The 24,480-nt window shown below is 56.0% G+C and carries 28 protein-coding genes; 20 read left to right on the forward strand and 8 right to left on the reverse strand.

From position 1 onward, the window contains the following. Nucleotides 1-4 precede the first annotated feature (4 nt). On the reverse strand, nt 5-121 hold the full coding sequence (gene yqgB / locus CWM52_RS26005) for an acid stress response protein YqgB (protein ID WP_117433773.1): 117 nt from the start codon (nt 119-121) through the stop codon (nt 5-7). A 702-nt stretch (nt 122-823) separates the two neighbouring features. Here yqgB and metK point away from each other — a divergent pair. The 8 genes from metK (at nt 824) to ruvX (ending at nt 8,219) form a co-directional block, all read left to right on the forward strand. Continuing rightward, nucleotides 824-1,978 (forward strand): methionine adenosyltransferase, encoded by a 1,155-nt coding sequence (gene metK, locus CWM52_RS06880; protein WP_100683424.1) that lies wholly within the window; start codon nt 824-826, stop codon nt 1,976-1,978. A gap of 397 nt (nt 1,979-2,375) precedes the next feature. Continuing rightward, nucleotides 2,376-3,770 carry a sugar porter family MFS transporter gene (locus CWM52_RS06885; RefSeq protein WP_100683425.1) on the forward strand — a complete coding sequence of 465 codons (1,395 nt, stop codon included), beginning with the start codon at nt 2,376-2,378 and terminating at the stop codon, nt 3,768-3,770. A 79-nt stretch (nt 3,771-3,849) separates the two neighbouring features. Next, nucleotides 3,850-4,350: a SprT family zinc-dependent metalloprotease gene (locus CWM52_RS06890; RefSeq protein WP_100683426.1), complete on the forward strand. Its 501-nt coding sequence runs from the start codon at nt 3,850-3,852 to the stop codon at nt 4,348-4,350. A gap of 94 nt (nt 4,351-4,444) precedes the next feature. Beyond that, the gene (gene endA, locus CWM52_RS06895) at nt 4,445-5,152 is read left to right on the forward strand and encodes a deoxyribonuclease I (protein WP_100683427.1); all 708 of its coding nucleotides are present in this window, start codon (nt 4,445-4,447) and stop codon (nt 5,150-5,152) included. 88 nt (nt 5,153-5,240) lie between these two features. Then, on the forward strand, nt 5,241-5,972 hold the full coding sequence (rsmE, locus tag CWM52_RS06900) for a 16S rRNA (uracil(1498)-N(3))-methyltransferase (RefSeq protein ID WP_100683428.1): 732 nt from the start codon (nt 5,241-5,243) through the stop codon (nt 5,970-5,972). 20 nt (nt 5,973-5,992) lie between these two features. After that, nucleotides 5,993-6,940, forward strand: coding sequence for a glutathione synthase (gene gshB, locus CWM52_RS06905; protein ID WP_100683429.1), 948 nt, complete (start codon nt 5,993-5,995; stop codon nt 6,938-6,940). Nucleotides 6,941-7,239: 299 nt separating this feature from the next. Continuing rightward, nucleotides 7,240-7,803, forward strand: coding sequence for a YqgE/AlgH family protein (locus CWM52_RS06910; RefSeq protein WP_100683430.1), 564 nt, complete (start codon nt 7,240-7,242; stop codon nt 7,801-7,803). Next, a complete protein-coding gene (gene ruvX / locus CWM52_RS06915) occupies nt 7,803-8,219 on the forward strand; it encodes a Holliday junction resolvase RuvX (protein ID WP_004867490.1) in 417 nt (138 codons plus the stop codon). The genes CWM52_RS06910 and ruvX overlap by 1 nt, the downstream gene beginning before the upstream one ends. Nucleotides 8,220-8,289: 70 nt before the next feature. Here the strand turns inward: ruvX and CWM52_RS06920 are convergent, their stop codons facing one another. Further along, nucleotides 8,290-8,943: a LuxR C-terminal-related transcriptional regulator gene (locus tag CWM52_RS06920; protein WP_100683431.1), complete on the reverse strand. Its 654-nt coding sequence runs from the start codon at nt 8,941-8,943 to the stop codon at nt 8,290-8,292. Nucleotides 8,944-9,278: 335 nt separating this feature from the next. Next, nucleotides 9,279-10,259: a type IV pilus twitching motility protein PilT gene (locus CWM52_RS06925; protein WP_100683432.1), complete on the reverse strand. Its 981-nt coding sequence runs from the start codon at nt 10,257-10,259 to the stop codon at nt 9,279-9,281. Nucleotides 10,260-10,275: 16 nt separating this feature from the next. Here CWM52_RS06925 and CWM52_RS06930 point away from each other — a divergent pair, with 16 nt between their 5' ends. The 8 genes from CWM52_RS06930 to CWM52_RS06965 all read left to right on the forward strand — a co-directional run bounded on the left by CWM52_RS06930 (nt 10,276) and on the right by CWM52_RS06965 (nt 17,074). Further along, on the forward strand, nt 10,276-10,980 hold the full coding sequence (locus tag CWM52_RS06930; RefSeq protein ID WP_100683433.1) for a YggS family pyridoxal phosphate-dependent enzyme: 705 nt from the start codon (nt 10,276-10,278) through the stop codon (nt 10,978-10,980). 17 nt (nt 10,981-10,997) lie between these two features. Beyond that, the gene (locus CWM52_RS06935; protein ID WP_100683434.1) at nt 10,998-11,564 is read left to right on the forward strand and encodes a YggT family protein; all 567 of its coding nucleotides are present in this window, start codon (nt 10,998-11,000) and stop codon (nt 11,562-11,564) included. Beyond that, a complete protein-coding gene (yggU, locus tag CWM52_RS06940; RefSeq protein WP_100683435.1) occupies nt 11,561-11,851 on the forward strand; it encodes a DUF167 family protein YggU in 291 nt (96 codons plus the stop codon). Before CWM52_RS06935 ends, yggU begins: the two co-directional genes overlap by 4 nt. Before the next feature lie 12 nt (nt 11,852-11,863). After that, on the forward strand, nt 11,864-12,457 hold the full coding sequence (locus tag CWM52_RS06945) for an XTP/dITP diphosphatase (protein ID WP_100683436.1): 594 nt from the start codon (nt 11,864-11,866) through the stop codon (nt 12,455-12,457). Further along, nucleotides 12,450-13,589 carry a radical SAM family heme chaperone HemW gene (gene hemW / locus CWM52_RS06950; RefSeq protein ID WP_100683437.1) on the forward strand — a complete coding sequence of 380 codons (1,140 nt, stop codon included), beginning with the start codon at nt 12,450-12,452 and terminating at the stop codon, nt 13,587-13,589. The genes CWM52_RS06945 and hemW overlap by 8 nt, the downstream gene beginning before the upstream one ends. A gap of 312 nt (nt 13,590-13,901) precedes the next feature. Further along, nucleotides 13,902-14,948 (forward strand): sugar ABC transporter substrate-binding protein, encoded by a 1,047-nt coding sequence (locus tag CWM52_RS06955; RefSeq protein ID WP_100683438.1) that lies wholly within the window; start codon nt 13,902-13,904, stop codon nt 14,946-14,948. 61 nt (nt 14,949-15,009) lie between these two features. Further along, a complete protein-coding gene (locus CWM52_RS06960; RefSeq protein WP_100683439.1) occupies nt 15,010-15,822 on the forward strand; it encodes an ATP-binding cassette domain-containing protein in 813 nt (270 codons plus the stop codon). A gap of 4 nt (nt 15,823-15,826) precedes the next feature. Continuing rightward, nucleotides 15,827-17,074 (forward strand): sugar ABC transporter permease, encoded by a 1,248-nt coding sequence (locus tag CWM52_RS06965; protein ID WP_100683440.1) that lies wholly within the window; start codon nt 15,827-15,829, stop codon nt 17,072-17,074. 51 nt (nt 17,075-17,125) lie between these two features. On the opposite strand, the gene CWM52_RS06970 is transcribed toward CWM52_RS06965, so the two are convergent. From CWM52_RS06970 to trmB, 3 genes are read right to left on the reverse strand one after another with little or no spacing between them, the layout of a single operon-like run. Beyond that, entirely contained in the window at nt 17,126-17,845 is a 720-nt protein-coding gene (locus CWM52_RS06970) for a DUF2884 domain-containing protein (protein ID WP_100683441.1), read from the reverse strand. A gap of 50 nt (nt 17,846-17,895) precedes the next feature. Next, nucleotides 17,896-18,222 (reverse strand): YggL family protein, encoded by a 327-nt coding sequence (locus CWM52_RS06975; RefSeq protein ID WP_100683442.1) that lies wholly within the window; start codon nt 18,220-18,222, stop codon nt 17,896-17,898. Continuing rightward, nucleotides 18,222-18,941, reverse strand: a complete 720-nt coding sequence (gene trmB / locus CWM52_RS06980) for a tRNA (guanosine(46)-N7)-methyltransferase TrmB (protein WP_100683443.1) — start codon at nt 18,939-18,941, stop codon at nt 18,222-18,224. The genes CWM52_RS06975 and trmB overlap by 1 nt, the downstream gene beginning before the upstream one ends. Nucleotides 18,942-19,077: 136 nt before the next feature. Here trmB and mutY point away from each other — a divergent pair, with 136 nt between their 5' ends. The 4 genes from mutY (at nt 19,078) to CWM52_RS07000 (ending at nt 23,069) form a co-directional block, all read left to right on the forward strand. Further along, complete coding sequence (mutY, locus tag CWM52_RS06985) at nt 19,078-20,136, forward strand: A/G-specific adenine glycosylase (RefSeq protein WP_100683444.1); 1,059 nt, start codon at nt 19,078-19,080, stop codon at nt 20,134-20,136. 27 nt (nt 20,137-20,163) lie between these two features. Continuing rightward, entirely contained in the window at nt 20,164-20,439 is a 276-nt protein-coding gene (locus CWM52_RS06990) for an oxidative damage protection protein (protein WP_004867532.1), read from the forward strand. Nucleotides 20,440-20,489: 50 nt separating this feature from the next. Continuing rightward, on the forward strand, nt 20,490-21,572 hold the full coding sequence (mltC, locus tag CWM52_RS06995) for a membrane-bound lytic murein transglycosylase MltC (RefSeq protein WP_100683445.1): 1,083 nt from the start codon (nt 20,490-20,492) through the stop codon (nt 21,570-21,572). A gap of 240 nt (nt 21,573-21,812) precedes the next feature. Next, entirely contained in the window at nt 21,813-23,069 is a 1,257-nt protein-coding gene (locus tag CWM52_RS07000; protein WP_100683446.1) for a nucleoside permease, read from the forward strand. Between the two features lie 89 nt (nt 23,070-23,158). Here CWM52_RS07000 and citG read toward each other — a convergent pair whose 3' ends face one another. Continuing rightward, the gene (gene citG, locus CWM52_RS07005) at nt 23,159-23,962 is read right to left on the reverse strand and encodes a triphosphoribosyl-dephospho-CoA synthase CitG (RefSeq protein WP_100683447.1); all 804 of its coding nucleotides are present in this window, start codon (nt 23,960-23,962) and stop codon (nt 23,159-23,161) included. Further along, entirely contained in the window at nt 23,940-24,479 is a 540-nt protein-coding gene (gene citX / locus CWM52_RS07010) for a citrate lyase holo-[acyl-carrier protein] synthase (protein ID WP_100683448.1), read from the reverse strand. Before citX ends, citG begins: the two co-directional genes overlap by 23 nt. Nucleotide 24,480 lies beyond the last annotated feature (1 nt).

A 24,480-nucleotide genomic window follows, 5' to 3' on the forward strand; every position in this document is an offset into this window, starting at 1 on the left:
AACCTCAAATTGTAATATTGACTACTATCGCAGTCCGAAGACGCGATAACAACCCATGAACAGTGCTAAACCCCAGCAGATAGTGCTGGCTTTGCGACTGCGCGACCGGTTTCTTATTCATATCATAGTAAAACACATACCCGAACTTAGTATGACAGTCCGGAGAAACCACGAGAAAACCCTTGCGACAGCAAGAGCGCCCTTGTTCAGTTTTCAGATAGCCTGCCGGCTCTGGAATCCTGAGAAGCGCCGAGACGGGTAGAACATCGGCTGATTTGCATGAAAGAGATGCAGATTGCGGGATAGCGACGCGCGACGGAACGACGCGACGAGTCGGATGAAAAACGTGGGTTCATTATCTGATATCACCTCCACACTGCCCCGAAACGGGCCAGCGACAAGCCAAAGCTAGACATACCGCAGTAAGGCGCTAAACACCGCTGCGGATTTCTGTAAAAACAGACTGCTTAACCCGGCTGGAAGTGGCGACACGAGATGGGCTTCGTGCGCTTTTTTTTAATGAGCCGCGCGCGGCGTTTTATACCGATAAGCCGGCTAAAATGCAAAATAAAAATGGGCGAGTTGCCGCGAATGGCAGGAAAAATTGCCACCCTCTATTTTTCAACAATGCGACCTGCATCAAAAAAGGCTGGAAATGGGATTAAGATTCGACCTAGAATAGCCATCCAGAAGTTAATCCGTCTATACTGATTAACACTCAGACTGCTCGTGTCACTACCTGAAAGCTTTGGTAGAATCATCTATCAAAGTAAATCCACACAACAGTATGAGCTACACAAATACTTAACAGGTAAAACAAAACATGGCAAAACACCTCTTTACGTCCGAGTCTGTATCAGAAGGGCATCCAGACAAAATTGCTGACCAAATCTCCGATGCCGTGCTGGATGCGATCCTCGAACAGGATCCGAAAGCGCGTGTCGCGTGTGAAACTTATGTCAAAACTGGCATGGTGCTGGTCGGCGGTGAAATCACCACCAGCGCATGGGTTGATATCGAAGAGATTACCCGTAACACGGTTCGTGAAATTGGCTACGTGCATTCCGATATGGGCTTTGACGCCAACTCCTGCGCCGTTCTGAGCGCGATTGGTAAACAATCCCCGGATATCAATCAGGGCGTTGATCGCGCCGATCCGCTGGAGCAAGGCGCGGGCGACCAGGGCCTGATGTTTGGCTATGCCACCAACGAAACCGACGTTCTGATGCCAGCGCCAGTCACCTATGCCCACCGTCTGGTGCAGCGTCAGGCTGAAGTGCGCAAAAACGGCACCCTGCCATGGCTGCGCCCGGACGCGAAAAGCCAGGTAACCTTCCAGTACGACGACGGCAAAATCGTCGGTATCGATGCCGTGGTTCTGTCTACTCAGCACGCGGAAGACATCGATCAGAAATCCCTGCAGGAAGCGGTGATGGAAGAGATAATCAAGCCGGTTCTGCCGACCGAATGGCTGAACAGCGCGACCAAATTCTTCATCAACCCGACCGGTCGTTTTGTTATCGGCGGCCCGATGGGTGACTGCGGTCTGACCGGTCGTAAAATCATCGTCGATACCTACGGCGGCATGGCTCGTCACGGCGGCGGCGCGTTCTCCGGTAAAGATCCGTCTAAAGTTGACCGTTCTGCAGCCTATGCCGCACGCTATGTGGCGAAAAACATCGTGGCGGCGGGCCTGGCCGACCGTTGTGAGATTCAGGTCTCCTACGCTATCGGCGTAGCGGAACCGACCTCCATTATGGTGGAAACGTTCGGTACCGAAAAAGTGCCGTCCGAGCAGCTGACTCTGCTGGTGCGTGAATTCTTCGACCTGCGTCCTTACGGCCTGATCCAGATGCTCGATCTGCTGCACCCGATCTACAAAGAGACCGCAGCATACGGTCACTTCGGTCGTGAACATTTCCCGTGGGAAAAAACCGACAAAGCCGCTCTGCTGCGTGAAGCTGCCGGCCTGAAATAATCCCGACGTTTTTTCCTGCCAGGGCCAGCCTCGTGCTGGCCTTTTTATTTTCCCCTTCCGTCCTCTCCGCCATCCCACATTGTCGCGGCGTGCATCCCTTTTCTGCCCCCTGAAATGAAAGCGATTACATAAGAACTGTAGCCAAAAAACAACTAAGATTACGGATTATTGAAACAATTTTTCATCATATTGCATGATGTTTCAGGGTTGTCTGAGTAGCTCTTTTTTCAGGTACAGCTATAATAATTTATCTATTTGAAATTAATGTATTTTAATAAATTACGTTTCTTTACCTTAGTGTAACCGATTACACAGCCGTGATTGCTATCACGTTTTTTTGCGATAGACTCTCCTACCCTAAGCATCGACAGAATCAATAACTCAACCGGAGGGCGTTATGCCTGACAACAAAAAACAAGGGCGCTCGAACAAAACGATGACGTTCTTTGTCTGTTTCCTCGCCGCGCTGGCGGGCCTGCTTTTCGGCCTTGATATCGGTGTTATTGCGGGTGCCTTACCCTTTATTGCCAACGAGTTCCAGATAAGCGCTCATACTCAGGAATGGGTGGTGAGCTCCATGATGTTCGGCGCCGCCGTCGGTGCCGTCGGAAGCGGCTGGCTCTCCTTCCGTCTCGGGCGGAAAAAGAGCCTGATGATCGGCGCGATCCTGTTCGTCGCCGGTTCGCTGTTCTCCGCTGCCGCCCCGAACGTTGAAGTGCTGCTCGTCTCCCGCGTGCTGCTCGGCCTGGCCGTTGGCGTCGCGTCGTACACCGCGCCGCTGTACCTGTCGGAGATTGCGCCCGAAAAAATCCGCGGCAGCATGATTTCAATGTATCAGCTGATGATCACCATCGGGATCCTCGGCGCCTATCTGTCGGACACCGCCTTCAGCTACAGCGGCGCATGGCGCTGGATGCTGGGGGTGATTATCATCCCGGCAATTCTGCTGCTGATTGGCGTTATCTTCCTGCCGGACAGCCCGCGCTGGTTTGCCGCCAAGCGCCGCTTTGTCGACGCCGAACGCGTCCTGCTGCGCCTGCGCGACACCAGCGCTGAAGCCAAACGCGAGCTGGATGAAATTCGTGAAAGCCTGAAGATCAAGCAGTCTGGCTGGGAGCTGTTTAAAGAAAACAGCAACTTCCGCCGCGCCGTGTTCCTCGGCATCCTGCTGCAGGTGATGCAACAGTTCACCGGGATGAACGTCATCATGTATTACGCGCCGAAGATTTTTGAACTGGCGGGTTATGCCAATACCACCGAACAGATGTGGGGGACCGTCATCGTCGGTCTGACCAACGTGCTGGCGACCTTCATCGCTATCGGGCTGGTTGACCGCTGGGGGCGTAAACCAACGCTGATCCTCGGCTTTATCGTCATGGCCGCCGGTATGGGCGTGCTGGGCGCCATGATGCACATGGGTATTCACTCAGCCACCGCCCAGTACTTCGCCGTACTGATGCTGCTGATGTTTATCGTTGGCTTCGCCATGAGCGCTGGCCCGCTGATCTGGGTGCTGTGTTCTGAAATTCAGCCGCTGAAAGGCCGCGATTTCGGCATCACCTGCTCTACGGCCACCAACTGGATCGCCAATATGATAGTCGGCGCCACCTTCCTGACCATGCTTAACTCGCTGGGCAGCGCGAACACCTTCTGGGTCTACGGCGGTCTGAACGTCCTGTTCATTCTGCTGACGCTGTGGCTTATCCCGGAAACCAAAAACGTTTCGCTGGAACACATCGAACGTAACCTGATGAAAGGCCGCCCGCTGCGCGAAATCGGCGCTCGCGACTGACCGTTAACGCTTCCTCCCCTGGTGGGAGGAAGCGTCTGCCTCTTGCTCTCCCCGTCACGGCGCACTATCCTCTGGCGCTATGAAAACGCCCCGAATTCCCATCGCCATTCAGCAGGCCGTTATGCGCAGCCTGCGGGAAAAGCTCGCCCAGGCCAACCTCAGGCTTGGCCGTCAATACCCGGAACCGAGCCTGGTTTACCAGCAGCGCGGCACCTCCGCCGGTACCGCCTGGCTGGAAAAGAACGAAATTCGCCTCAACCCGGTGCTGCTGCTGGAAAACCAGCAGGCCTTTATCGATGAAGTCGTCCCGCATGAACTGGCGCATCTGCTGGTCTGGAAACACTTCGGCCGCGTGGCGCCGCACGGCACAGAGTGGAAATGGATGATGGAGAGCGTGCTCGGTGTCGCCGCCCGTCGCACCCATCGTTTCGAACTCGACTCCGTTCGCCGGAACACCTTCCCCTACCGCTGCCAGTGCCAGCAGCATCAGCTCACCGTCCGTCGCCACAACCGCGTCGTTCGGGGTGAAGCGACTTACCGCTGCGTTCGCTGCGGCGATCTGCTGGTCGCCGAAGAGTAAATATCGGCTACAACTGGAAATTTTCTGATCTGACTGATTGCATCTGACAATCGCATTCGCTACGTTGCGGGCTCGTTTTGACACGGAGTTCACGATGTCCCGTATTTATGTGTTTGCCGCGGCGTTTCTGACTGCCGCCTGTAGCGGCCAGGTCGCGGCCGAAGGAATCACCAGTTTTGCCCAGGCGAAAGCCGCCGGGGTAAAGGTCAATGCCGATGCCCCCGGCGATTTCTACTGCGGCTGTAAAATCGACTGGCAGGGGAAAAAAGGCGTTATCGATCTGGAATCTTGCGGTTATAAAGTGCGTAAAAATGAAAACCGCGCCAGTCGGGTCGAGTGGGAGCACGTCGTTCCGGCCTGGCAGTTTGGCCACCAGCGCCAGTGCTGGCAGGACGGCGGGCGGAAAAACTGCGCCAAAGACCCGGTCTATCGCCAGATGGAAAGCGATATGCACAACCTGCAGCCAGCCGTAGGCGAAGTTAACGGTGACCGCGCCAACTTTATGTATGGTCAGTGGAACGGCGGAGAAGGCCAGTACGGCCAGTGCGCCATGAAGGTCGATTTTAAGGATAAGGTTGCCGAGCCGCCCGCCCGCGCCCGCGGTGCTATCGCCCGTACCTACTTCTATATGCGCGATACTTATCAGCTGACCCTCTCCCGCCAGCAAACCCAGCTTTTTACCGCCTGGGATAAGTTGTATCCGGTCACCTCCTGGGAGTGCGAACGCGACGAGCGCATCGCTAAAGTACAGGGCAACCACAATCCGTACGTCCAGCGAGCTTGCCAGGCGCAAAAGAGCTAACCTACACTAGCGGCAATTGTTAATTTGCAGGTGCCGCGTTCCCGCGAAATGGAAAAGCGGCGCCTGCGCGAAGAACGGAATACCCAGCATGCGCATCCCTCGCATCCACCACCCGGAACCTGTTACCGTAGGCAGTCAAATCGCCCTCTCTGACGATGCCGCCAATCACGTTGGCCGCGTATTGCGTATGGGCAAAGGCCAGGCCATCCAGCTTTTTGACGGCAGTAATCAGGTTTTCGAGGCCGTGATCGCCGAAGCCGGCAAAAAAAACGTGTTAGTTGACGTGATCGGCAGCGAAACAGACGATCGCGAATCCCCTCTGCATATTCACCTGGGCCAGGTGATGTCGCGCGGCGAAAAGATGGAATTCACCATCCAGAAATCGATTGAACTCGGTGTAAGCCTCATAACGCCACTGTTTTCCGAGCGCTGCGGCGTTAAACTGGACGCCGAACGTTTGCAGAAAAAGATCCAGCAGTGGCAGAAAATCGCCATCGCCGCCTGCGAGCAGAGCGGCCGCAACGTGGTGCCGGAGATTCGCCCGGCGATGCAGCTGGAGGCCTGGTGCGCTGAAGCGGATAATGGTCTGAAGCTCAATCTACACCCGCGCGCCAGCGCCAGTATCAACACGCTGCCATTGCCGGTTGAACGCGTTCGTTTGCTGATTGGCCCGGAAGGCGGCCTGTCAGCGGAAGAGATAGCGATGACCGCTCGCTACCAGTTTACTGATATTCTGTTGGGACCGCGCGTTCTGCGTACAGAGACAACTGCGCTCACTGCCATTACCGCCCTGCAGGTGCGTTTTGGCGACTTAGGTTGAAGCGTTAACGGAGAATAACAATGATCAAGCTCGGCATCGTGATGGACCCCATCGCAACCATCAACATCAAGAAAGACACCAGCTTCGCTATGTTGCTGGAAGCCCAGCGTCGCGGCTATGAACTCCATTATATGGAGATGAACGACCTGTACTTAATCAACGGCGAAGCCCGCGCCCGTACGCGTAAGCTGAGCGTGGAGCAGAATTACGATAAGTGGTACGAGTTTACCGGCGAGCAGGATCTGCCGCTGGCGGATCTCGACGTCATTCTGATGCGTAAGGATCCGCCGTTTGATACCGAGTTTATTTACGCGACCTACATTCTTGAACGTGCCGAAGATAAAGGCACGCTGATCGTCAACAAACCGCAGAGCCTGCGCGACTGTAACGAAAAGCTGTTTACTGCCTGGTTTGCCGATCTGACGCCGGAAACGCTGGTGACCCGCAATAAAGCCCAGCTGAAAGCCTTCTGGGAAAAACACGGCGACATTATTCTCAAACCGCTGGACGGTATGGGCGGCGCCTCTATTTTCCGCGTAAAAGAGGGCGATCCGAACCTGCCGGTGATTGCGGAAACGCTGACCGAGCTGGGCAGCCGTTACTGCATGGCGCAGAACTACCTGCCGGCCATTAAAGATGGCGATAAGCGCGTGCTGGTTGTCGACGGCGAGCCGGTGCCTTATTGCCTGGCGCGTATCCCGCAAGGCGGGGAAACCCGTGGAAATCTTGCGGCCGGCGGCCGCGGCGAAGCGCGTCCGCTGAGCGATAGCGACTGGGCCATTGCGCGCCGCGTCGGGCCGACGCTGAAAACCAAAGGGCTGATCTTCGTCGGTCTGGATATCATCGGCGATCGTCTGACGGAAATTAATGTCACCAGCCCAACCTGCGTACGCGAAATTGAAGCGGCGTTCCCGATCTCCATCACCGGAATGCTGATGGACGCTATCGAGAAGCGCCTCAATAAATAAATGACATCGGGCGGCAGCCGCAGAGAGCACCCGGGAACATAGTCCACTATGTGACCAGGTTGAGCGAGGAAATCAACGCCCCTGTCGCCTGAAAGATACGCCGCGAGATTCAACGAAAGATTTCAGGCTACAGGCAGGCGATGACGCAGCGAGCACCCGGGAGCATAGTCCACTATGTGACCGGGTTGAGCGAGGAAATCAACGCCCCTGTAGCCTGAAAGATAAAGTTGAATCGACAGGTCCTTGCTTTACCCGCATACTGGGTGCTGCTTTTTGAACCAGGAACAGAACCTCTGACAATGAATTTACAGCATCACTTTCTGATTGCCATGCCTGCTCTTCAGGATCCGATATTCCGCCGCTCCGTGGTCTATATCTGCGAATACAACGACGATGGCGCCATGGGCATTATCATCAATAAGCCGCTGGAAAACTTGCAGATTGACGGAATTCTGGAAAAGTTAAACATTGTCGCTGAACCGCGCAATCCGGAGATTCGTCTGGATAAGCCGGTGATGCTCGGCGGGCCGCTGGCGGAAGATCGCGGTTTTATTCTGCACTCACCGCCTTCTGATTTTTCCTCCAGCATTCGCATCTCCGATAACACGGTGATCACCACTTCCCGCGACGTACTGGAAACGCTCGGTACGGACAAGCAACCGGCTAACGTCCTGGTTGCGCTGGGTTATTCCTCCTGGGAAAAGGGTCAGCTGGAACAGGAAATCCTTGATAACGCCTGGCTGACGGCCCCGGCGGATCAGAATATTTTGTTTAAAACGCCTATTGCCGAGCGTTGGCGCGAGGCGGCGAAACTGATCGGTATTGATATTGTGACGATGCCCGGCATAGCGGGGCACGCATAATGAGCGGAACATTATTAGGTTTTGATTTCGGCACCAAAAGCATCGGCGTTGCGGTCGGCCAACGCATTACCGGTACCGCACGCCCTCTTCCCGCGCTGAAAGCGCAGGACGGTAAACCGGACTGGAACGTTATCGAAAAGCTGCTTAAAGAGTGGCAACCAGAGGCGGTCATCGTCGGCCTGCCGCTGAATATGGACGGCACTGAGCAGCCGCTCACCGCGCGCGCACGTAACTTCGCCAATAAAATTCACGGCCGCTTTGGGGTGAAAATCACGCTGCACGACGAGCGCTTGAGCACGGTAGAAGCCCGCGCCGGGCTGTTTGAGCACGGCGGATTCCGCGCCCTGAACAAAGGCAGTATAGATTCAGCCTCTGCGGTGATAATCCTGGAAAGCTACTTCGAACAGGGCTTCTGATCCCGCTCGCCATGATGATGGCGCCCGCTTCTGCAAAGTGGCGCCATCGCACTTTCGCCTGCCTTAATGCCTAGTGACGCAAATGTTCATTCGCCCAGCTGACGGCCTGGGTGCGGTTTTTTACGCTCAGCTTACGGAAAACATTGTACAGATGCGTGCGTACCGTGTTTTCACTGATAAACAGCGCACGAGCAATATCCATATTGGTTGCGCCGCAGCGTAATTCATTGAGAATTTCACATTCACGCTCGGTCAGCGGCGACCTCTCCGTCGGCAGCGATGTCTGATCCACGGCATACATCGCCGGGTGCATCACGCTCAATTCAGCCGTCTGTTCGCCATTAAGTACGGCCTTAACGCCCTCAATTAAACGCGATTCATCATCGTCATGGCGGAAAACGCCGTACAGCGCAGGCCACTGCGTCATTTCATAAAGCTCATATTTTTGTGCGCTATTGATAATCAGCAGTCGCGGATTTTCCGCATAAGACCGAATAAGATCTCGCCACAGCCCATTGAGCTTTTTATTCGATACAGCAATATCAAATAATATTACTGATTCTTTCGGCAACCGTTGAGTTAGCGGTTTGTTAATATTATGAAGCGTCACCATAACCGACAAAGTATCGGTCAGGTAAGTGGCAAACGCCTTACTCTGAATTGACGGATGAGTAATAAAAACAATCTGACAAGAATTGAATGAATCACCTGAAAAATTAATCACTTAAAACTCTCCTTAGCAAATACCCACCATCATAGTGGTTAAATGAATTAAACTTAAAATTACAAAAAATTAATAAATTTACATTTTAAAACAATATTTCATAGGAAACGTCCTATCTCCACAAACAGCATAAGTCGAACATATGAAAAGTGTCAAAAGATAATCTTATTTTTTTCTTTATTTTGCGAGAAAAATATCAACTACCATTTCATGGGGGTCATTAATTTGACGTAGTCATTTAGTCGTATGTGATATTCATCCCTAATAACCGCAAACATTCATAAAACATTACGATAACAACGCACTGGCATGACAACTGAATATTAAAACAGCGCTTATAACAGGCCCGCTGCCACACGCTGTTGAAAACTTTGCGTAAAAGTCAGCATGCCAGCTTGTTGCCCGGTTTGCATTACCCCCGGCAGTTGATGGGTTTTCCCTTCGCGGATCAAATTCGCTACCGCCAGGGTATTCAGCAAAAGCTCGTATAGCGCAACTCTTCCCCCTGACGCTGTCGGCAGTAATTTTTGTGCCAGCACCGCACATAAACTTCCCGCTAGCTGGCTACGTATGGGCTCTTTTTCCTGCGCGGGGAAGACATCCACCAGACGCTCAATCGCCTGCGCCGCACCTCGGGTATGCAGCGTGGCCATCACCAGATGTCCGGTCTCGGCAGCGGTCAGCGCCAGGCGGATCGTTTCGCTGTCGCGCAGCTCACCCAGCAGAATCACATCGGGATCCTGGCGCAGCGCCGCCCGCAGCGCCGAGGAAAAAGAGGGGCAGTCGCGCCCGATTTCACGCTGCTGAATCAGACATCGCTCGCTGTGATGGACAAACTCCACCGGATCTTCAAGGGTCAGAATATGCCCTTCACGCTGCTGGTTGAGATGATTGACCATCGCCGCCAGCGTGGTCGACTTACCGCTGCCGGTGGCACCGGTCACCAGAATCAAACCGCTTTCTTCATTCAGCAGTTCCGTCAGCGCCGCGGGCACATGCAGCGCCTCAATCCGGGGGCAGTTTTCCGGCAACAGGCGCAGCGCTAACGAAATCCCCTGAGCGTGAGAAAATGCGTTGGCACGAAGGCGCGGTACGCCGACGGGAGCTAAGGCAAAATCGACCTGTCCGTTGGCCAGCCAGTGCGCGCGCTGATGCTCATTGAGCCACGTATCAAGCCATTTCACGATATCCGGCGTGTGAAATGGCGCTGGCTCAAGCTTTCCCTGCCGACGCCAGCGCGCTGCCGAGGTATTGCACAGGTGTAGATCGGAGACATTATGCTTTACACTAAGGGCCACGATTTCTTCCAGCTCCATAACACATCCTCGGAATATGAACGATATTGCGCATAACCTGGCACAGGTCCGGGACAAAATCTCAAACGCTGCCGCACGCTGCGGCCGCGCTCCAGAAGAAATTACGTTGCTTGCAGTGAGTAAAACTAAGCCTGCGAGTGCGATTGAAGAAGCGATAGCCGCAGGCCAGGTGGCTTTTGGCGAAAACTACGTCCAGGAAGGGGTGGAAAAAATCCGCTACTTCCAGGAAGCGGGCACCTGTTCGCTGCAGTGGCACTTTATCGGGCCGCTGCAGTCCAACAAAAGTCGTCTGGTGGCGGAACATTTTGACTGGTGCCACACCGTCGATCGTCTGAAAATCGCCATGCGGCTTAGCGAGCAGCGCCCTTCGCATCTTCCGCCGCTTAATGTCTTGATTCAAATAAACATTAGTGACGAACAGAGCAAGTCGGGCCTTCCGCTGTCAGCGCTGGATGCGCTGGCAGCGGAGATTGCCGCTCTGCCCAACCTGCAGCTACGCGGGTTAATGGCTATTCCGGCGCCTGAGTCAGAATATGTAAGGCAGTTTGCCGTGGCCCAACAAATGGCGGTAGCATTTGCGCGCTTGAAAACGCAATACCCTACGGTCGATACGTTGTCTTTGGGCATGTCGGATGATATGGAAGCCGCAATCGCGGCGGGAAGCACGATGGTGCGCATCGGTACCGCAATTTTCGGTGCGCGCGACTACAGCAAAAATTAAGGAATCTGAGGAACGCCATGAAGACGTTGACTTTCCTGCTGGCAACGGTCATTGAACTCTACACGATGATCATGTTGCTACGCGTCTGGATGCAGTGGGCACGCTGCGATTTTTACAACCCGTTTTCGCAGTTTATCGTTAAGGTCACCCAGCCTGTCGTGGGGCCGCTGCGACGCATTATCCCGGCCATGGGCCCCATCGACAGCTCCTCGCTGCTGGTCGCCTTTATTCTCTGCGTCGTGAAAGCCATCGTGCTGTTTATGGTGGTCACCTTCCAGCCGATTATCTGGATCTCCGCGCTGCTGATTCTGATAAAGACCGTCGGCCTGCTGATATTCTGGGTGCTGCTGCTGATGGCTATCATGAGCTGGGTAAGCCAGGGTCGTAGTCCGGTGGAGTTTGTTCTGATGCAGTTGGCCGATCCGCTGCTGCGCCCGATCCGCAAAATGCTGCCGTCGATGGGGGGTATCGACTTCTCGCCGATGGTGCTGGTGCTGCTGCTGTATGTGGTCAATATGGGTATCGCCGAACTGCTGCAGGCGACGGGTAACGTCCTGCTTCCGGGGCTGTGGATGGCGCTATGAGTGCCGTCGAAGCCTGCGCCGACGGGCTGGTGTTGCGGCTGTATATTCAGCCCAAGGCCAGCCGTGACAGCATCGTTGGTTTACATGGCGACGAACTAAAAGTCGCCATTACCGCTCCCCCCGTAGATGGCCAGGCGAATGCCCACCTGGTTAAATTCCTCGCCAAACAGTTTCGTGTCGCGAAAAGCCAGATTCTGCTTGAAAAAGGGGAGCTTGGCCGCCACAAACAGATAAAAATCATCAACCCGCAACAGATCCCGACTGCGGTCGCGGCACTGACAAAATAGACAGGATTAATGATGCAAAAAGTTGTTCTCGCCACCGGTAACGCCGGGAAAGTTCGCGAGCTGGCCTCGCTGCTGGAAGATTTTGGACTGGATATCGTTGCGCAAACCGATCTGGGCGTGGATTCCGCCGAGGAAACCGGACTGACCTTTATCGAAAATGCAATTCTGAAAGCCCGTCATGCCGCGCAGATAACCGGTTTACCGGCAATTGCCGACGACTCCGGGATTGCGGTAGATGCGCTGGGCGGCGCGCCGGGGATCTATTCTGCTCGCTACTCCGGGGAAGACGCCAGCGACCAGCAGAACCTGGAAAAGCTGCTCGATGCCCTGAAGGAGGTCCCGGACGACCAGCGTCAGGCGCAGTTCCACTGCGTGCTGGTCTATCTGCGCCATGCTGCCGACCCGACGCCGGTTGTTTGTCACGGCAGCTGGCCCGGGGTCATTACCCGTCAGGCGGCGGGCAACGGTGGTTTCGGCTACGATCCGATTTTCTTTGTTCCGTCCGAGGGCAAGACCGCGGCGGAGCTGAGCCGTGAAGAAAAAAGCGCGATTTCCCATCGCGGACGCGCGTTAAAACTGTTACTGGAAGCATTACGTAATGGCTAATTTGCCGCCTCTGAGCCTGTATATTCATATTCCCTGGTGCGTGCAGAAATGCCCGTACTGCGACTTTAACTCGCATGCGCTAAAAGGCGAGGTGCCGCACGACGATTATGTGCAGCATCTGCTGACCGACCTGCGGGCCGATGCCGCCTACGCCCAGGGACGTGAGATCGGCACGATTTTTATCGGCGGAGGAACGCCGAGCCTGCTCTCCGGGCCGGCGATGCAAACCCTGCTCGACGGCGTGCGCGACTGCCTGCCGCTGGCCGCGGGTGCGGAGATCACCATGGAGGCCAACCCAGGCACCGTGGAGGCCGATCGCTTCGTGGAGTACCAGCGGGCGGGCGTCAACCGCATCTCCATCGGCGTGCAAAGCTTTAGCGAACCGAAACTACAACGCCTGGGCCGCATTCACGGCCCCGCAGAGGCGAAACGGGCGGCGCAACTGGCCTGTGGTCTCGGGCTGCGCAGCTTCAATCTCGACCTGATGCACGGCCTGCCGGACCAGTCGCTGGAAGAGGCGCTGGACGATCTACGTCAGGCCATCGAGCTGAATCCGCCGCATCTCTCCTGGTATCAGCTGACCATTGAGCCGAATACCCTGTTTGGCTCCCGTCCGCCGGTGCTGCCGGATGACGACGCCCTGTGGGATATCTTTGAGCAGGGACATCGTCTGCTGACGGCGGCAGGTTATCAGCAGTATGAGACCTCGGCCTACGCGAAGCCGGGCTACCAGTGCCAGCACAACCTCAACTACTGGCGTTTTGGCGACTACCTTGGTATCGGCTGCGGCGCGCACGGGAAAATCACCTTCCCGGACGGGCGCATTCTGCGTACGGCAAAAACGCGCCATCCGCGGGGCTACATGGAAGGTCGTTACCTCGAGCGCCAGCATGACGTGGCAGCCGCCGACAAACCCTTCGAGTTCTTTATGAACCGCTTCCGTCTGCTGGAAGCGGCGCCACGCAGTGAATTCAGCCGCTATACCGGTCTGGAAGAATGCGTGATCCGGCCGCAAATTGATGCCGCCATCGCCCAGGGCTACCTGGCGGAAGATGAGCACAACTGGCAGATAACCGAGCACGGCAAGCTGTTTTTAAACTCGCTGCTGGAACTGTTTCTCAGCGAAGAGTAATCCCTACGGGCGGTCCTCGACCGCCCGTGGTTGTTCTTTGCTCCCCCACTTCTCCGTCCGTTTTTTGTCCGCGAACCGGTCAAATTTCCCGATCGTTTTTTATGCAATTCTTTGCAGCCAATCACAAATCCACATCGACTTTTTTCCATTTCTTGACTCCGTTTTAGCGCGGTGGTAATCCTGCTTCATCGGTTGAGCAAATGTAAAACCGAAGTATCCTACATGTGAATTATTAGTAACTCTTATTAAAAAAGTCTTTATGACGTCGGCTCCGGCCGGCGGGCTCAAGCATATAAAAAAGAGGGTAATATAATGAATTACCGTAATATTTTTATCGCACTCGCCACCATATCCGGTGGTATCGCCGCCTCGGCGCAAGCCGCCGAATCCGCTACCGTGGCATTTCTCATGCCCGACCAGGCCTCCACGCGTTATGAGCAGCATGATTTCCCCGGTTTCAAAGCGGAAATGAGCAAACTGTGTGCAGAGTGTAAGGTCATTTATCAAAACGCTAACGCCAGCGCGACGCTGCAACAGCAGCAGTTCAATTCGGTCATTGCCCAGGGGGCGAAAATTATCGTCCTCGATCCGGTGGACTCCTCCGCGGCGGCGGCGCTGGTCGAAAATGCCCAGGCTCAGGATGTTAAAGTGATCGCTTACGATCGCCCGATCCCCGGCAAGCCTGCCGATTTTTACGTCTCGTTTGATAACGAAGGCATCGGCTATGCGATTGCTAAATCGTTGGTCGACCATCTAAAAGCGAGCGGCGTGGCGAAAGATGCCGGCGTTCTGCAAATTAACGGCTCGCCGACCGATGCCGCCGCCGGGTTGATTCGCGACGGTATCCATCGCGGCCTGAAAGAGTCGGGGTATAAAACGCTGGCGGAGTTTGATACGCCGGAATGGGCGCCGCCAAAAGCGCAGGAGTGGGCCGCCGGGCAAATAACCCGCTTCGGGGACAAAATTAAAGGCGTCGTCGCGGCCAATGACGGCACCGGCGGCGGCGCCATTGCCGCCTTTAAAGCCGCCGGCGTACAGCCGGTTCCGCCGGTCACCGGTAACGATGCGACGATTGCCGCGCTGCAGCTCATCATCGCTGGCGACCAGTACAACACCATCTCCAAACCGTCAGAAATCGTTGCCGCCGCGGCGGCGAAAGTGGCCGTGGAACTCATGCAGGGTAAGAAACCGCAGGCGAGCACCACGCTGTACAACACGCCTTCTCAGCTGTTTACCCCGGCGGTCATCACCGCCAAAAATATCAAAGCGGAAATTTTCGATAAAAAGATCCAGACCTACGCTCAGGTGTGTACCGGTGAATACACCGCGGCCTGCCAGAAATTAGGTATTGAGAAGTAATGCTGCCCCTGCGTCCGTCGTCGCCGACGGGCGTAGTTTCGCCATCATTGAGGTCTTTTTTATGTCGCAACAACAAGACATCGTCGCCAACACCAGGCAACCAATTTTAAAACTGAGTCATGTCTCCAAACACTTCGGCGCGGTTTCCGCCCTGACGGATATCGAGCTGGAGGTTCATGCCGGCGAAGTGGTCGCCCTGGTGGGCGATAACGGCGCGGGAAAATCCACGCTGGTGAAAATTCTCGCCGGCGTACACCAGCCCACGACCGGCACTATTGAGTTTGACGGCGAGGTCATCACTCTCGACAGTCCGGGCAAGGCGCTGGAGTACGGTATCGCCACGGTCTTTCAGGATTTAGCGCTGTGCGAAAATCTCGACGTCGTCGCGAACCTGTTTTTAGGCCACGAGATTTCGCCATTGCAACTGGACGAAGTGGCGATGGAGGTACGGGCATGGACGTTATTGCAGGAGCTGGCGGCCAGAATCCCGTCGGTGCGCGAGCCGATTGCCTCGCTTTCCGGCGGCCAGCGCCAGACGGTGGCAATTGCGCGTTCGCTGCTGATGAACCCGAAAATCATCATGCTTGATGAGCCCACCGCCGCGCTCGGGGTGGCCCAGACGGCGGAAGTACTCAACCTGATTGAGCGCGTTCGCGAGCGCGGCCTCGGCGTCATTATCATCAGCCACAACATGGAAGATGTCCGTGCGGTGGCCGATCGCATCGTGGTGCTGCGGCTCGGACGCAATAAAGGCATCTTTACCCCCGACGCCTCAAACCAGGATCTGGTGGCGGCCATTACCGGTGCAACAGAAAATGCCGTGTCACGTCGCGTCGAACGGAAATCGCAGTCTGGCACTTGCGGAGTGATTTAATTTTATGAACAGCAAGACAGCATCCCGCCCCGCTCTTGATCGCAGCGATGAGCGCGTCCGGCACAACGACGGCCTGTTCGGCGTGGTACGTGCGCAGATCAATCGTATCAAAACCGGCGATCTGGGTACCGCGCCGGTCATCGCCGGGCTGATCGTTATCTCCCTGGTTTTCACCTGGCTCAACCCGGTCTATATCGCGCCCAATAACCTCGTTAACCTGCTTTTTGACTGCGCTACCGTGGGATTTATCTCGCTGGGGATCGTCTGCGTACTGATGCTCGGCGAAATCGATCTTTCGGTGGGTTCAATGAGCGGACTCTCTTCGGCGATCGTTGGCGTACTGTGGGTTAATGCCGGCTGGCCGGTTGCCGCGGCGATTGCCGTGGCGCTGCTGTGCGGTCTCGCCGTCGGGCTGCTTTACGCTCTGCTGTATAATCGCGTCGGCATGCCGAGCTTCGTGGCGACGCTCGCCGGCCTGCTGGCGCTGCTCGGGCTGCAGCTGTATATCCTCGGTCCCAGCGGCAGCATTAACCTGCCCTACGCCTCGCCGCTGGTGCGCTTTGGCCAGCTACTGGTGATGCCAGGCTGGTTCTCTCATCTTATGGCGCTGCTGCCCGGACTGGCGATGCTGATATTTGGCCTCAAAACGCGTACGCGCCGCCTGGCGGCGAACCTGTCGGCGGAAGCCGTCAGCTCGCTGTTATTGCGCGCGATTCTGCTGACGGTGGTTTTTGAAGCCGCCGTGTTCTATCTCAATCTCGGGCGCGGCGTGCCGTGGATTTTCGGCCTGTTCGTCGCCTTCGTGATGCTGCTCAACTATGCGCTCAAGCGGACGAAATGGGGGCGCTCCATGTTTGCCGTTGGCGGCAACCGCGAAGCGGCACGCCGTTCGGGGATCAACGTGCGGGCTATTTACGTCAGCGCCTTTGTGCTCTGTAGCACGTTCGCCACCTTCGGCGGCATTCTGGCCGCTTCCCGGCTGGCCTCGGCAAGCCAACAGGCCGGGACCGGCGACGTGAACCTGAACGCCATTGCGGCGGCGGTTATCGGCGGCACCAGCCTGTTCGGCGGGCGCGGCAGCGCCTGGTCCGCTCTGCTGGGGATCATCGTGATTCAGTCGATTTCGAATGGTTTGACGCTGTTGAATTTGCCGTCATCGCTGCGCTACATCATTACCGGCTGCGTGCTGGCGATTGCGGTGATTATTGACTCGCTGGCCCGCCGTTCCCGCGTATCGCACGGACGCGCCTGAGAGGTGTACGCGGTGTGCCCCGGCGAGAGCCGCGGCACACCGCAAAGAACGTTATTTCAGGGAACTCACCAGCGCCTTGCGGCTGTCTTCAAGGGAGACGACCCGGCTACAAACGTCTTTGCCAAATTTCTGGAAATCCGCTTCCTGATTTTTCCATTCATCCTGAATCGCCGTTTGCAGGCCGCCGAGGCTACCGAGGATCCCCTGCAGCGGATTGCCTCCGCCTTTCAGGACCGCCTTCGCGCCCATCTCGTTGATACTGTCCTGCAGAATGCCGCCCATCGCCTGATTCACCAGCTGCTGGCCGTCGGCGCGCACCTGATCGATCGCTTTGTAATGGAAAGTGAGGCCGTCGCTGCGACGTTCAATAATGCGGTTCATCTGGGTTTTCAGCTGCGCGTCAAGTTTGGTCAGACGACCATGCATACTGCTGCTGGCGCCAACCTGTTCGGTAATGATTTTATCCAGCGCCTGACGCCCTTTTTCGACGCGTGAACGCGCGCCGTCATCAATCCACGGCAGGCTGCTGCGCAAGCCGGCCTGATAGTCCTCGGCCTGCTCGCGCTGGGCCGCAGTCAGAGGATACTGTTTTCCGTTATAGGTCAGATTGCCGTCCGGCTTAATCACCAGATCGCCGTTCTCCCCTTTGACCTGCACCTGATGCGGGCTGAGGATCACGTCGTCACGCGGCGTGACGCTACATTGGTAGTCCGCGTGGGCGGACAGAGCGATAACGGACAGCGCCACCGCCAGCAGCGTTTTGCGCATCATAAAACTCCCTTAAGACAAAACGGGTCGGCAGTTGCCGACCCTTGTCAAACTTAGTCCCACCAGACGTCAAAAAGTTCGCTGGTGCGCACATCGGTCAGCCCGCGTTCTTCCAGCCACTTACGCACGATAGCCTGATGCTCTTCGGTACATTTACCGATTTCCTGCATGCAGATCAGCCCTTCCCAGGAGAGGTAACCGCTGCCATCAAACGCCAGTTTGTTCGGCTCAATCACCTCCTCAATCAGGTCATTGACGGTGCGATCGATATGCTCTTCAGTGCTCCCTTGCGGAAAACGCCATGCGACGGAAAAACCGATTTCCTGAAACTCGTCGATATGCATTTTTTTACGCAGACGACGGCTACGATTCTTTGCCATTATTTCACCCTCTCGAACATTAAGTCCCATACGCCGTGGCCAAGACGATGGCCACGCTGTTCAAATTTGGTTACCGGACGCGATTCCGGACGCGGTACATAATCGTTGCTTTCTGACAGGTTACGATATCCTTCCAGCGATGACATCACTTCCAGCATGTGTTCGGCATACGGCTCCCAGTCGGTCGCCATGTGGAAGACGCCGCCCAGCTTGAGCTTGCTTTTTACCAGCTCGGCAAAAGGCGCCTGTACGATACGGCGTTTATTATGCCGCGCTTTATGCCACGGGTCAGGGAAAAACAGCTGCACCATGTTAAGAGAATTATCCGCAATCATGGAGTGGAGCACCTCGACCGCATCGTGACACATCACGCGCAGGTTGTGTACGCCCTCTTCTTCGGCGGAGGCCAGGCAAGCGCCGACGCCCGGCGAGTGCACTTCGATACCGAGGAAATTCTGCTCAGGCCTGGCTTTCGCCATCGCCACCAGCGAAGCGCCCATGCCGAATCCTATCTCCAGCGTCGTCGGCGCATTGCGGCCAAACAGCGCGGCGAAATCGAGCGGCGCATCGTTGAACTCAACGCCCATCACCGGCCAAATGTTATCCAGCGCATGCTGCTGCCCTTTGGTCAGGCGGCCCTGGCGACGGACGAAGCTACGAATACGGCGCAGCGGGCGGCCGTTTTCATCGAATTCCGGAGATATGACGTCGTTTTTCATAAAAGTTAGGTCTGCTTGTGAGAGTGTGCGGAAAACGGGCATTATCCAAAGTTAACCGACGGATGCAAGGGTTTACAGCCTGTCGCCCTTATGCTGCAATCTGCCACCCTGATATCGCGATTCCGGAGCTGTAGCTTTGACTTTTCTCGCCACGCAATTTTCAGCCCAGGTGCTGGACTGGTACGACAAATACGGGCGTAAAACCCTGCCATGGCAAATGGGTAAAACGCCTTACAAAGTATGGCTCTCCGAGGTGATGTTGCAACAAACGCAGGTCGCCACGGTTATTCCCTATTTTGAACGCTTTATGGCGCGCTTCCCGACGGTTATCGATCTGGCCGAGGCGCCGCTGGATGAAGTGCTGCATCTCTGGACCGGCCTGGGCTATTACGCCCGCGCGCGCAATTTACATAAGGCGGCGCAGCAGGTGGCGAGCCTGCACGGCGGCGAATTCCCGCAAACCTTTGATGAAGTGGCGGCACTGCCCGGCGTCGGGCGTTCCACGGCCGGGGCGATTTTATCCCTCTCCCTTGGCAAGCATTACCCGATTCTCGATGGCAACGTGAAGCGCGTGCTGGCCCGCTGCTATGCGGTCAACGGCTGGCCGGGGAAAAAAGAGGTTGAGAAACGATTATGGCAGATAAGTGAAGAGGTCACGCCGGCAAAAGGGGTCGAGCGCTTTAACCAGGCGATGATGGATCTGGGGGCGATAGTCTGCACCCGTTCAAAACCGAAATGCGAACTTTGTCCGTTAAGTAACGGTTGCATCGCTTACGCAAACCATACATGGGCACAATATCCGGGCAAAAAACCGAAGCAGACCATTCCGGAGCGAACGGGCTATTTCCTGCTGATGCAGCACGGCAACGAGGTGTTGCTTTCCCAGCGTCCACCGGTCGGCTTATGGGGCGGATTATTCTGTTTTCCGCAGTTTGAAGAGGAGGCCGCGCTGCGCGAATGGCTGGCTCAGCGTGGGATAAAGGATGATAATCTGACGCAATTGACCGCGTTCCGCCACACTTTCAGCCATTTCCATCTGGATATTGTGCCGATGTGGCTTAGCATAGATTCATCTGGCGCATGCATGGATGAAGGCAGCGCACTCTGGTATAACTTAGCGCAGCCGCCGTCGGTTGGACTGGCGGCTCCCGTGGAGCGCTTGTTGCAACAGTTGAAGGCCGGGGCTCTTGCATAGCTTTCTGGCGAATAAAGAGGATGACTAATGAGCAGAACGATTTTTTGTACTTTCCTGCAGCGTGAAGCGGATGGCCAGGATTTCCAGCTGTATCCGGGTGAGTTAGGCAAACGCATCTATAACGAGATTTCGAAAGAGGCGTGGGCTCAGTGGCAGCACAAGCAAACCATGTTAATCAACGAGCAAAAGCTCAATATGATGAACGTGGAGCATCGCAAGCTGCTGGAACAGGAGATGATCCAGTTCCTGTTTGAAGGGAAAGATGTGCATATTGAAGGCTACACGCCGCCTGAAAAAAAGTAAGAGTCCTCTGACTCTTAAGCACAACAAACACAACGCACACTCCCGGAATGATGAAAAAATATTTAGCGCTAGCGCTCATTGCGCCTTTGCTCGTTTCGTGTTCCAGCTCAAATAAAAAGGGCGATGGGTATAACGAAGCCTGGGTTAAGGACACCAACGGCTTCGATATCCTGATGGGCCAGTTCGCCCACAATATCGAAAATATTTGGGGTTATAACGAAGTCCTGCTCGCCGGGCCGAAAGACTACGTTAAGTATACCGATCAGTATCAGACCCGTAGCCACATCAACTTTGATGAGGGCACCATCACCGTCGAGACCATCGCCGGTACCGATCCGACCGGGCGCTTACGCCAGACTATTATTAAGACGCTGCTGATGGGCGACGATCCGGGGTCAATCGACCTCTATTCCGATGCCGACGATATCCAGATTTCGAAAGAGCCGTTCCTGTACGGACAGGTGGTGGATAACCACGGCGATCCGATTCGCTGGGAGTGGCGGGCCTCGCGCTATGCCGATTATCTGCTGCAAACGCGGCTGAAAAGCCGCAGCAACGGCCTGCGGATGATCTACAGCATCACCATTAATCTGGTGCCGAACCACCTCGACAAACGCGCGCATAAGTATATCGGCTACGTTCGCCAGTCGGCGCGCAAGTATGGCGTCGATGAGTCGCTGATTCTGGCGATTATGCAGACCGAATCCTCTTTCAACCCGTACGCCGTGAGCCATGCTGACGCGCTGGGCCTGATGCAGGTTGTGCAGCACAGCGCCGGGAAAGATGTCTTCCGCGCGCAGGGGAAATCGGGCCTGCCGAGCCGCAGCTATCTCTTCGATCCGGAGAATAACATTGATACCGGCACCGCCTATCTGGCAATGCTGAATAATGTGTATCTGTCAGGTATTGATAATCCGACCTCGCGCCGCTATGCCGTGATCACCGCGTATAACGGCGGCGCGGGAAGCGTATTGCGGGTGTTCTCCAGCGATAAGATCCAGGCAGCCAATATTATCAACAGCATGACGCCGGGGGATGTCTATTCCACCCTCACCAACCGTCACCCGTCGGCGGAATCGCGCCGCTATCTTTATAAGGTCAATACGGCGCAGAAATCCTATCGCCGGAAATAAGTCTGTCTCCTCGCCCGGCCCTTTCCAGACGTGAAAGGGCCGAGTTTTCCCGCGTTTCCCCCATCTTCTCCATAGGAAAATGTTATTTGCATCACAATCTAATCTGCAAATTAATGGGGATTGCATTTTTTTGCGGAAGGTAACAAAACATCGCGGCGTTAACTGATAGGATTTCATCAAATTGCAACTCCGAATGTAATTATCAAAACACATCCCCCGCTTACTCGTGAGGAAAATAACATGAACCTTAAGCTGCAGCTTAAAATATTGTCGTTTCTGCAGTTCTGCCTGTGGGGTAGCTGGCTGACTACACTTGGCTCCTATATGTTTGTGACGCTCAAGTTCGACGGTGCGTCTATCGGCGCCGTTTACAGCTCGCTCGGCATTGCGGCGGTGCTGATGCCAACGCTGCTGGGTATCGTGGCGGATAAGTGGATCAGCGCGAAGTGGGTTTACGCGCTGTGCCATCTGGTGGGGGCCGGTACGCTGTTTATGGCGGCCCAGGTCACCACGCCGGGGGAGATGTTCTTTGTGATTCTGCTTAACTCGCTGGCCTATATGCCAACGTTGGGCTTAATCAACACGATTTCCTACTACCGCCTGAAATCCGCCGGTCTCGATATTGTGACGGATTTCCCACCGATTCGTATCTGGGGCACCATTGGCTTTATCATGGCGATGTGGGGCGTCAGCTTCGCAGGTTTCGAACTGAGCCACATGCAGCTGTACATCGGCGCGGCGCTCTCCGTAGTCCTCGCGCTGTTCACCCTGACGCTGCCGCACATTCCGGTCTCCAATCAGCAAAAAAACCAGAGCTGGAGCAGCATGCTTGGCCTCGACGCCTTTGCCCTGTTTAAAAACCAGCGGATGGCGATTTTCTTTATTTTCTCCATGCTGTTAGGCGCAGAGCTGCAAATCACCAACATGTTCGGGAATACCTTCCTGCACAGCTTCGATAATAACCCGCTGTTCTCCGGGAGCTTTATCGTTGAGCACGCATCGGTGATGATGTCTATCTCCCAGATCTCCGAAACCCTGTTCATACTGACTATCCCGTTCTTCCTGAGCCGCTATGGCATCAAGAACGTGATGATTATCAGTATTTTCGCCTGGATGCTGCGCTTCGGTCTCTTCGCCTATGGCGATCCGACGCCGTTCGGCACCGTGCTGCTGGTACTGTCGATGATTGTTTACGGCTGCGCCTTCGACTTCTTCAACATCTCCGGTTCGGTGTTCGTCGAGAAAGAGGTGAGACCCGAAATCCGCGCCAGCGCCCAGGGAATGTTCCTGATGATGACCAACGGCTTCGGCTGTATCCTCGGCGGCGTGGTGAGCGGGAAAGTTGTCGAGATGTATACCACCAACGGCATTACCGACTGGCAGCCCGTGTGGCTGATCTTCGCCGCCTACTCGCTGGTTCTGGCCATTGCCTTCATCGCGCTGTTCAAGTACAAGCACGTTCGCGTGCCGAACGGTGCGCAGCCGATTGCGCATTGATCCTTGATGTGTTGTGCCCGGTGGCGGCTACGCCTTACCGGGCCTACAAACTGCAAACCGTAGGCCGGGTAAGCGTTAGCGCCACCCGGCTATTTTATTGCAGAGAGCACCCACCCCACCGACAGCAAATCCGCACTGCCGCCCGGGCTCAGATTGCGTTCAATCAATGCCTTATCCATCTTAAGCAACATCTCGCGATCCCAGCCGTTAGCCAGTAATTCCCGCGCGTAGCCCTGAACGTAGCGCAGCCCTTCAATGCCGCCGCGCGACACCAGATTACTGTCCGGATTCACCGCCATCAGGCGCAGGAGCAAATCATGCAGCTGGCGGCCGTTCCACTGCGGCAAGACGCGACGCACCGTCGCAAAACCGCTTTCCGCTTCACCGCGTGCGCCGGTTAAACCCAGTTGCTGAAACTGACGTTCGCCTGCGGTTGCGGCCGCGCTGCGACCCGCCAGTTCGCACGCCACCAGCCCCTGACACAGCATCCCCACTTCGCTACAGAGGCTTGATGCGGTCACCTCCCGCACTATTCCGGCGGCAAAACAGAGCAGCCCGAGAGAAAATATCCCGCCTTTATGAGTATTCACGCCGCCGGTGGCAGCATACATCGCCTGCTCGCAGGCCATGCCCATCGGGCGCAGCAGGCGCAGCTGCTCGCCTGGCGGTTGGTCTGCGTAGTCACTCCCCAGCTCGGTAAAGCGGGAGAGCCACGGCGTAATCGCGGTAATACTGCGGGCAAACAGCGCGTGGTCCATGTCGTGGTGGGCCCCGTTGTTGAGTCGGTCCACCAGCCCCGGCTTGGGGGTCAGCTCCAGCTCCTGCCACAGGGCCTCTTCCGCCAGACGAGGAACGTCAATGGCACCGCACTTAGTCGCGAGCAAACCAGTCATTGATTATCTTCTCCACGCCTGCCACCACCTGTCCGACCGGATGTTTGCGCGAGCGCGAGCAGACATGCGCCGGCTCATCACACACCAGGCAGCGGCGCATGTGCAGCCCCAGCGACAGGCGGCCAACGTGGCCCTCCTGCGGACAGATCACATCCAGGTCCCACAACCTGCCGAGCGGATGACTCTGCTCCAGCGCCACGCAGTGAGCCTTAATCTCCGGGGCATGGTGCGCCACGGACCACATCGCTTCAGGCCCTGCCGGGAGCCACAGCACCTGGCGCTCCCGCACCGGCCAGCGATTCTCCCATAGCAGCTGGTCGCCCATCTGGAGCGCCACGCCCATCGTATTGCGGTAACGGAGACTATTTTTTACCGTTCCCGGCGTCACCAGGGTCAGCGAAATAATCGGCTGTTGATAACGTCTTAGCCAGTCAGCCTGGCGCGCCGCGCGGCACTCTTTCGCCGCCAGCCACGCCTCAAGGCTGACACCCGCCTCCACGGGTGTCGCGGTTATCATG

Origin of the sequence: Raoultella sp. T31, from assembly GCF_002806725.1 — a bacterium.
Taxonomy (GTDB): Bacteria; Pseudomonadota; Gammaproteobacteria; order Enterobacterales; family Enterobacteriaceae; genus Klebsiella; species Klebsiella electrica.

What these genes read in the sequence shown, in the direction of transcription:
- CWM52_RS06965 (WP_100683440.1), top strand. Translation starts at nt 15,827, where the DNA reads ATGAACAGCAAGACAGCATCCCGCCCCGCTCTTGATCGCAGCGATGAG.
- CWM52_RS06955 (WP_100683438.1), top strand. Translation starts at nt 13,902, where the DNA reads ATGAATTACCGTAATATTTTTATCGCACTCGCCACCATATCCGGTGGT.
- CWM52_RS06990 (WP_004867532.1), top strand. Translation starts at nt 20,164, where the DNA reads ATGAGCAGAACGATTTTTTGTACTTTCCTGCAGCGTGAAGCGGATGGC.
- rsmE (WP_100683428.1), top strand. Translation starts at nt 5,241, where the DNA reads ATGCGCATCCCTCGCATCCACCACCCGGAACCTGTTACCGTAGGCAGT.
- yggU (WP_100683435.1), top strand. Translation starts at nt 11,561, where the DNA reads ATGAGTGCCGTCGAAGCCTGCGCCGACGGGCTGGTGTTGCGGCTGTAT.
- CWM52_RS06885 (WP_100683425.1), top strand. Translation starts at nt 2,376, where the DNA reads ATGCCTGACAACAAAAAACAAGGGCGCTCGAACAAAACGATGACGTTC.
- CWM52_RS06960 (WP_100683439.1), top strand. Translation starts at nt 15,010, where the DNA reads ATGTCGCAACAACAAGACATCGTCGCCAACACCAGGCAACCAATTTTA.
- CWM52_RS06930 (WP_100683433.1), top strand. Translation starts at nt 10,276, where the DNA reads ATGAACGATATTGCGCATAACCTGGCACAGGTCCGGGACAAAATCTCA.
- CWM52_RS06925 (WP_100683432.1), bottom strand. Translation starts at nt 10,259, where the DNA reads ATGGAGCTGGAAGAAATCGTGGCCCTTAGTGTAAAGCATAATGTCTCC.
- citG (WP_100683447.1), bottom strand. Translation starts at nt 23,962, where the DNA reads ATGACTGGTTTGCTCGCGACTAAGTGCGGTGCCATTGACGTTCCTCGT.
- metK (WP_100683424.1), top strand. Translation starts at nt 824, where the DNA reads ATGGCAAAACACCTCTTTACGTCCGAGTCTGTATCAGAAGGGCATCCA.
- endA (WP_100683427.1), top strand. Translation starts at nt 4,445, where the DNA reads ATGTCCCGTATTTATGTGTTTGCCGCGGCGTTTCTGACTGCCGCCTGT.
- CWM52_RS06910 (WP_100683430.1), top strand. Translation starts at nt 7,240, where the DNA reads ATGAATTTACAGCATCACTTTCTGATTGCCATGCCTGCTCTTCAGGAT.
- mltC (WP_100683445.1), top strand. Translation starts at nt 20,490, where the DNA reads ATGAAAAAATATTTAGCGCTAGCGCTCATTGCGCCTTTGCTCGTTTCG.
- CWM52_RS07000 (WP_100683446.1), top strand. Translation starts at nt 21,813, where the DNA reads ATGAACCTTAAGCTGCAGCTTAAAATATTGTCGTTTCTGCAGTTCTGC.
- yqgB (WP_117433773.1), bottom strand. Translation starts at nt 121, where the DNA reads ATGAATAAGAAACCGGTCGCGCAGTCGCAAAGCCAGCACTATCTGCTG.
- hemW (WP_100683437.1), top strand. Translation starts at nt 12,450, where the DNA reads ATGGCTAATTTGCCGCCTCTGAGCCTGTATATTCATATTCCCTGGTGC.
- CWM52_RS06945 (WP_100683436.1), top strand. Translation starts at nt 11,864, where the DNA reads ATGCAAAAAGTTGTTCTCGCCACCGGTAACGCCGGGAAAGTTCGCGAG.
- CWM52_RS06890 (WP_100683426.1), top strand. Translation starts at nt 3,850, where the DNA reads ATGAAAACGCCCCGAATTCCCATCGCCATTCAGCAGGCCGTTATGCGC.
- CWM52_RS06975 (WP_100683442.1), bottom strand. Translation starts at nt 18,222, where the DNA reads ATGGCAAAGAATCGTAGCCGTCGTCTGCGTAAAAAAATGCATATCGAC.
- CWM52_RS06970 (WP_100683441.1), bottom strand. Translation starts at nt 17,845, where the DNA reads ATGATGCGCAAAACGCTGCTGGCGGTGGCGCTGTCCGTTATCGCTCTG.
- trmB (WP_100683443.1), bottom strand. Translation starts at nt 18,941, where the DNA reads ATGAAAAACGACGTCATATCTCCGGAATTCGATGAAAACGGCCGCCCG.
- CWM52_RS06935 (WP_100683434.1), top strand. Translation starts at nt 10,998, where the DNA reads ATGAAGACGTTGACTTTCCTGCTGGCAACGGTCATTGAACTCTACACG.
- gshB (WP_100683429.1), top strand. Translation starts at nt 5,993, where the DNA reads ATGATCAAGCTCGGCATCGTGATGGACCCCATCGCAACCATCAACATC.
- citX (WP_100683448.1), bottom strand. Translation starts at nt 24,479, where the DNA reads ATGATAACCGCGACACCCGTGGAGGCGGGTGTCAGCCTTGAGGCGTGG.
- ruvX (WP_004867490.1), top strand. Translation starts at nt 7,803, where the DNA reads ATGAGCGGAACATTATTAGGTTTTGATTTCGGCACCAAAAGCATCGGC.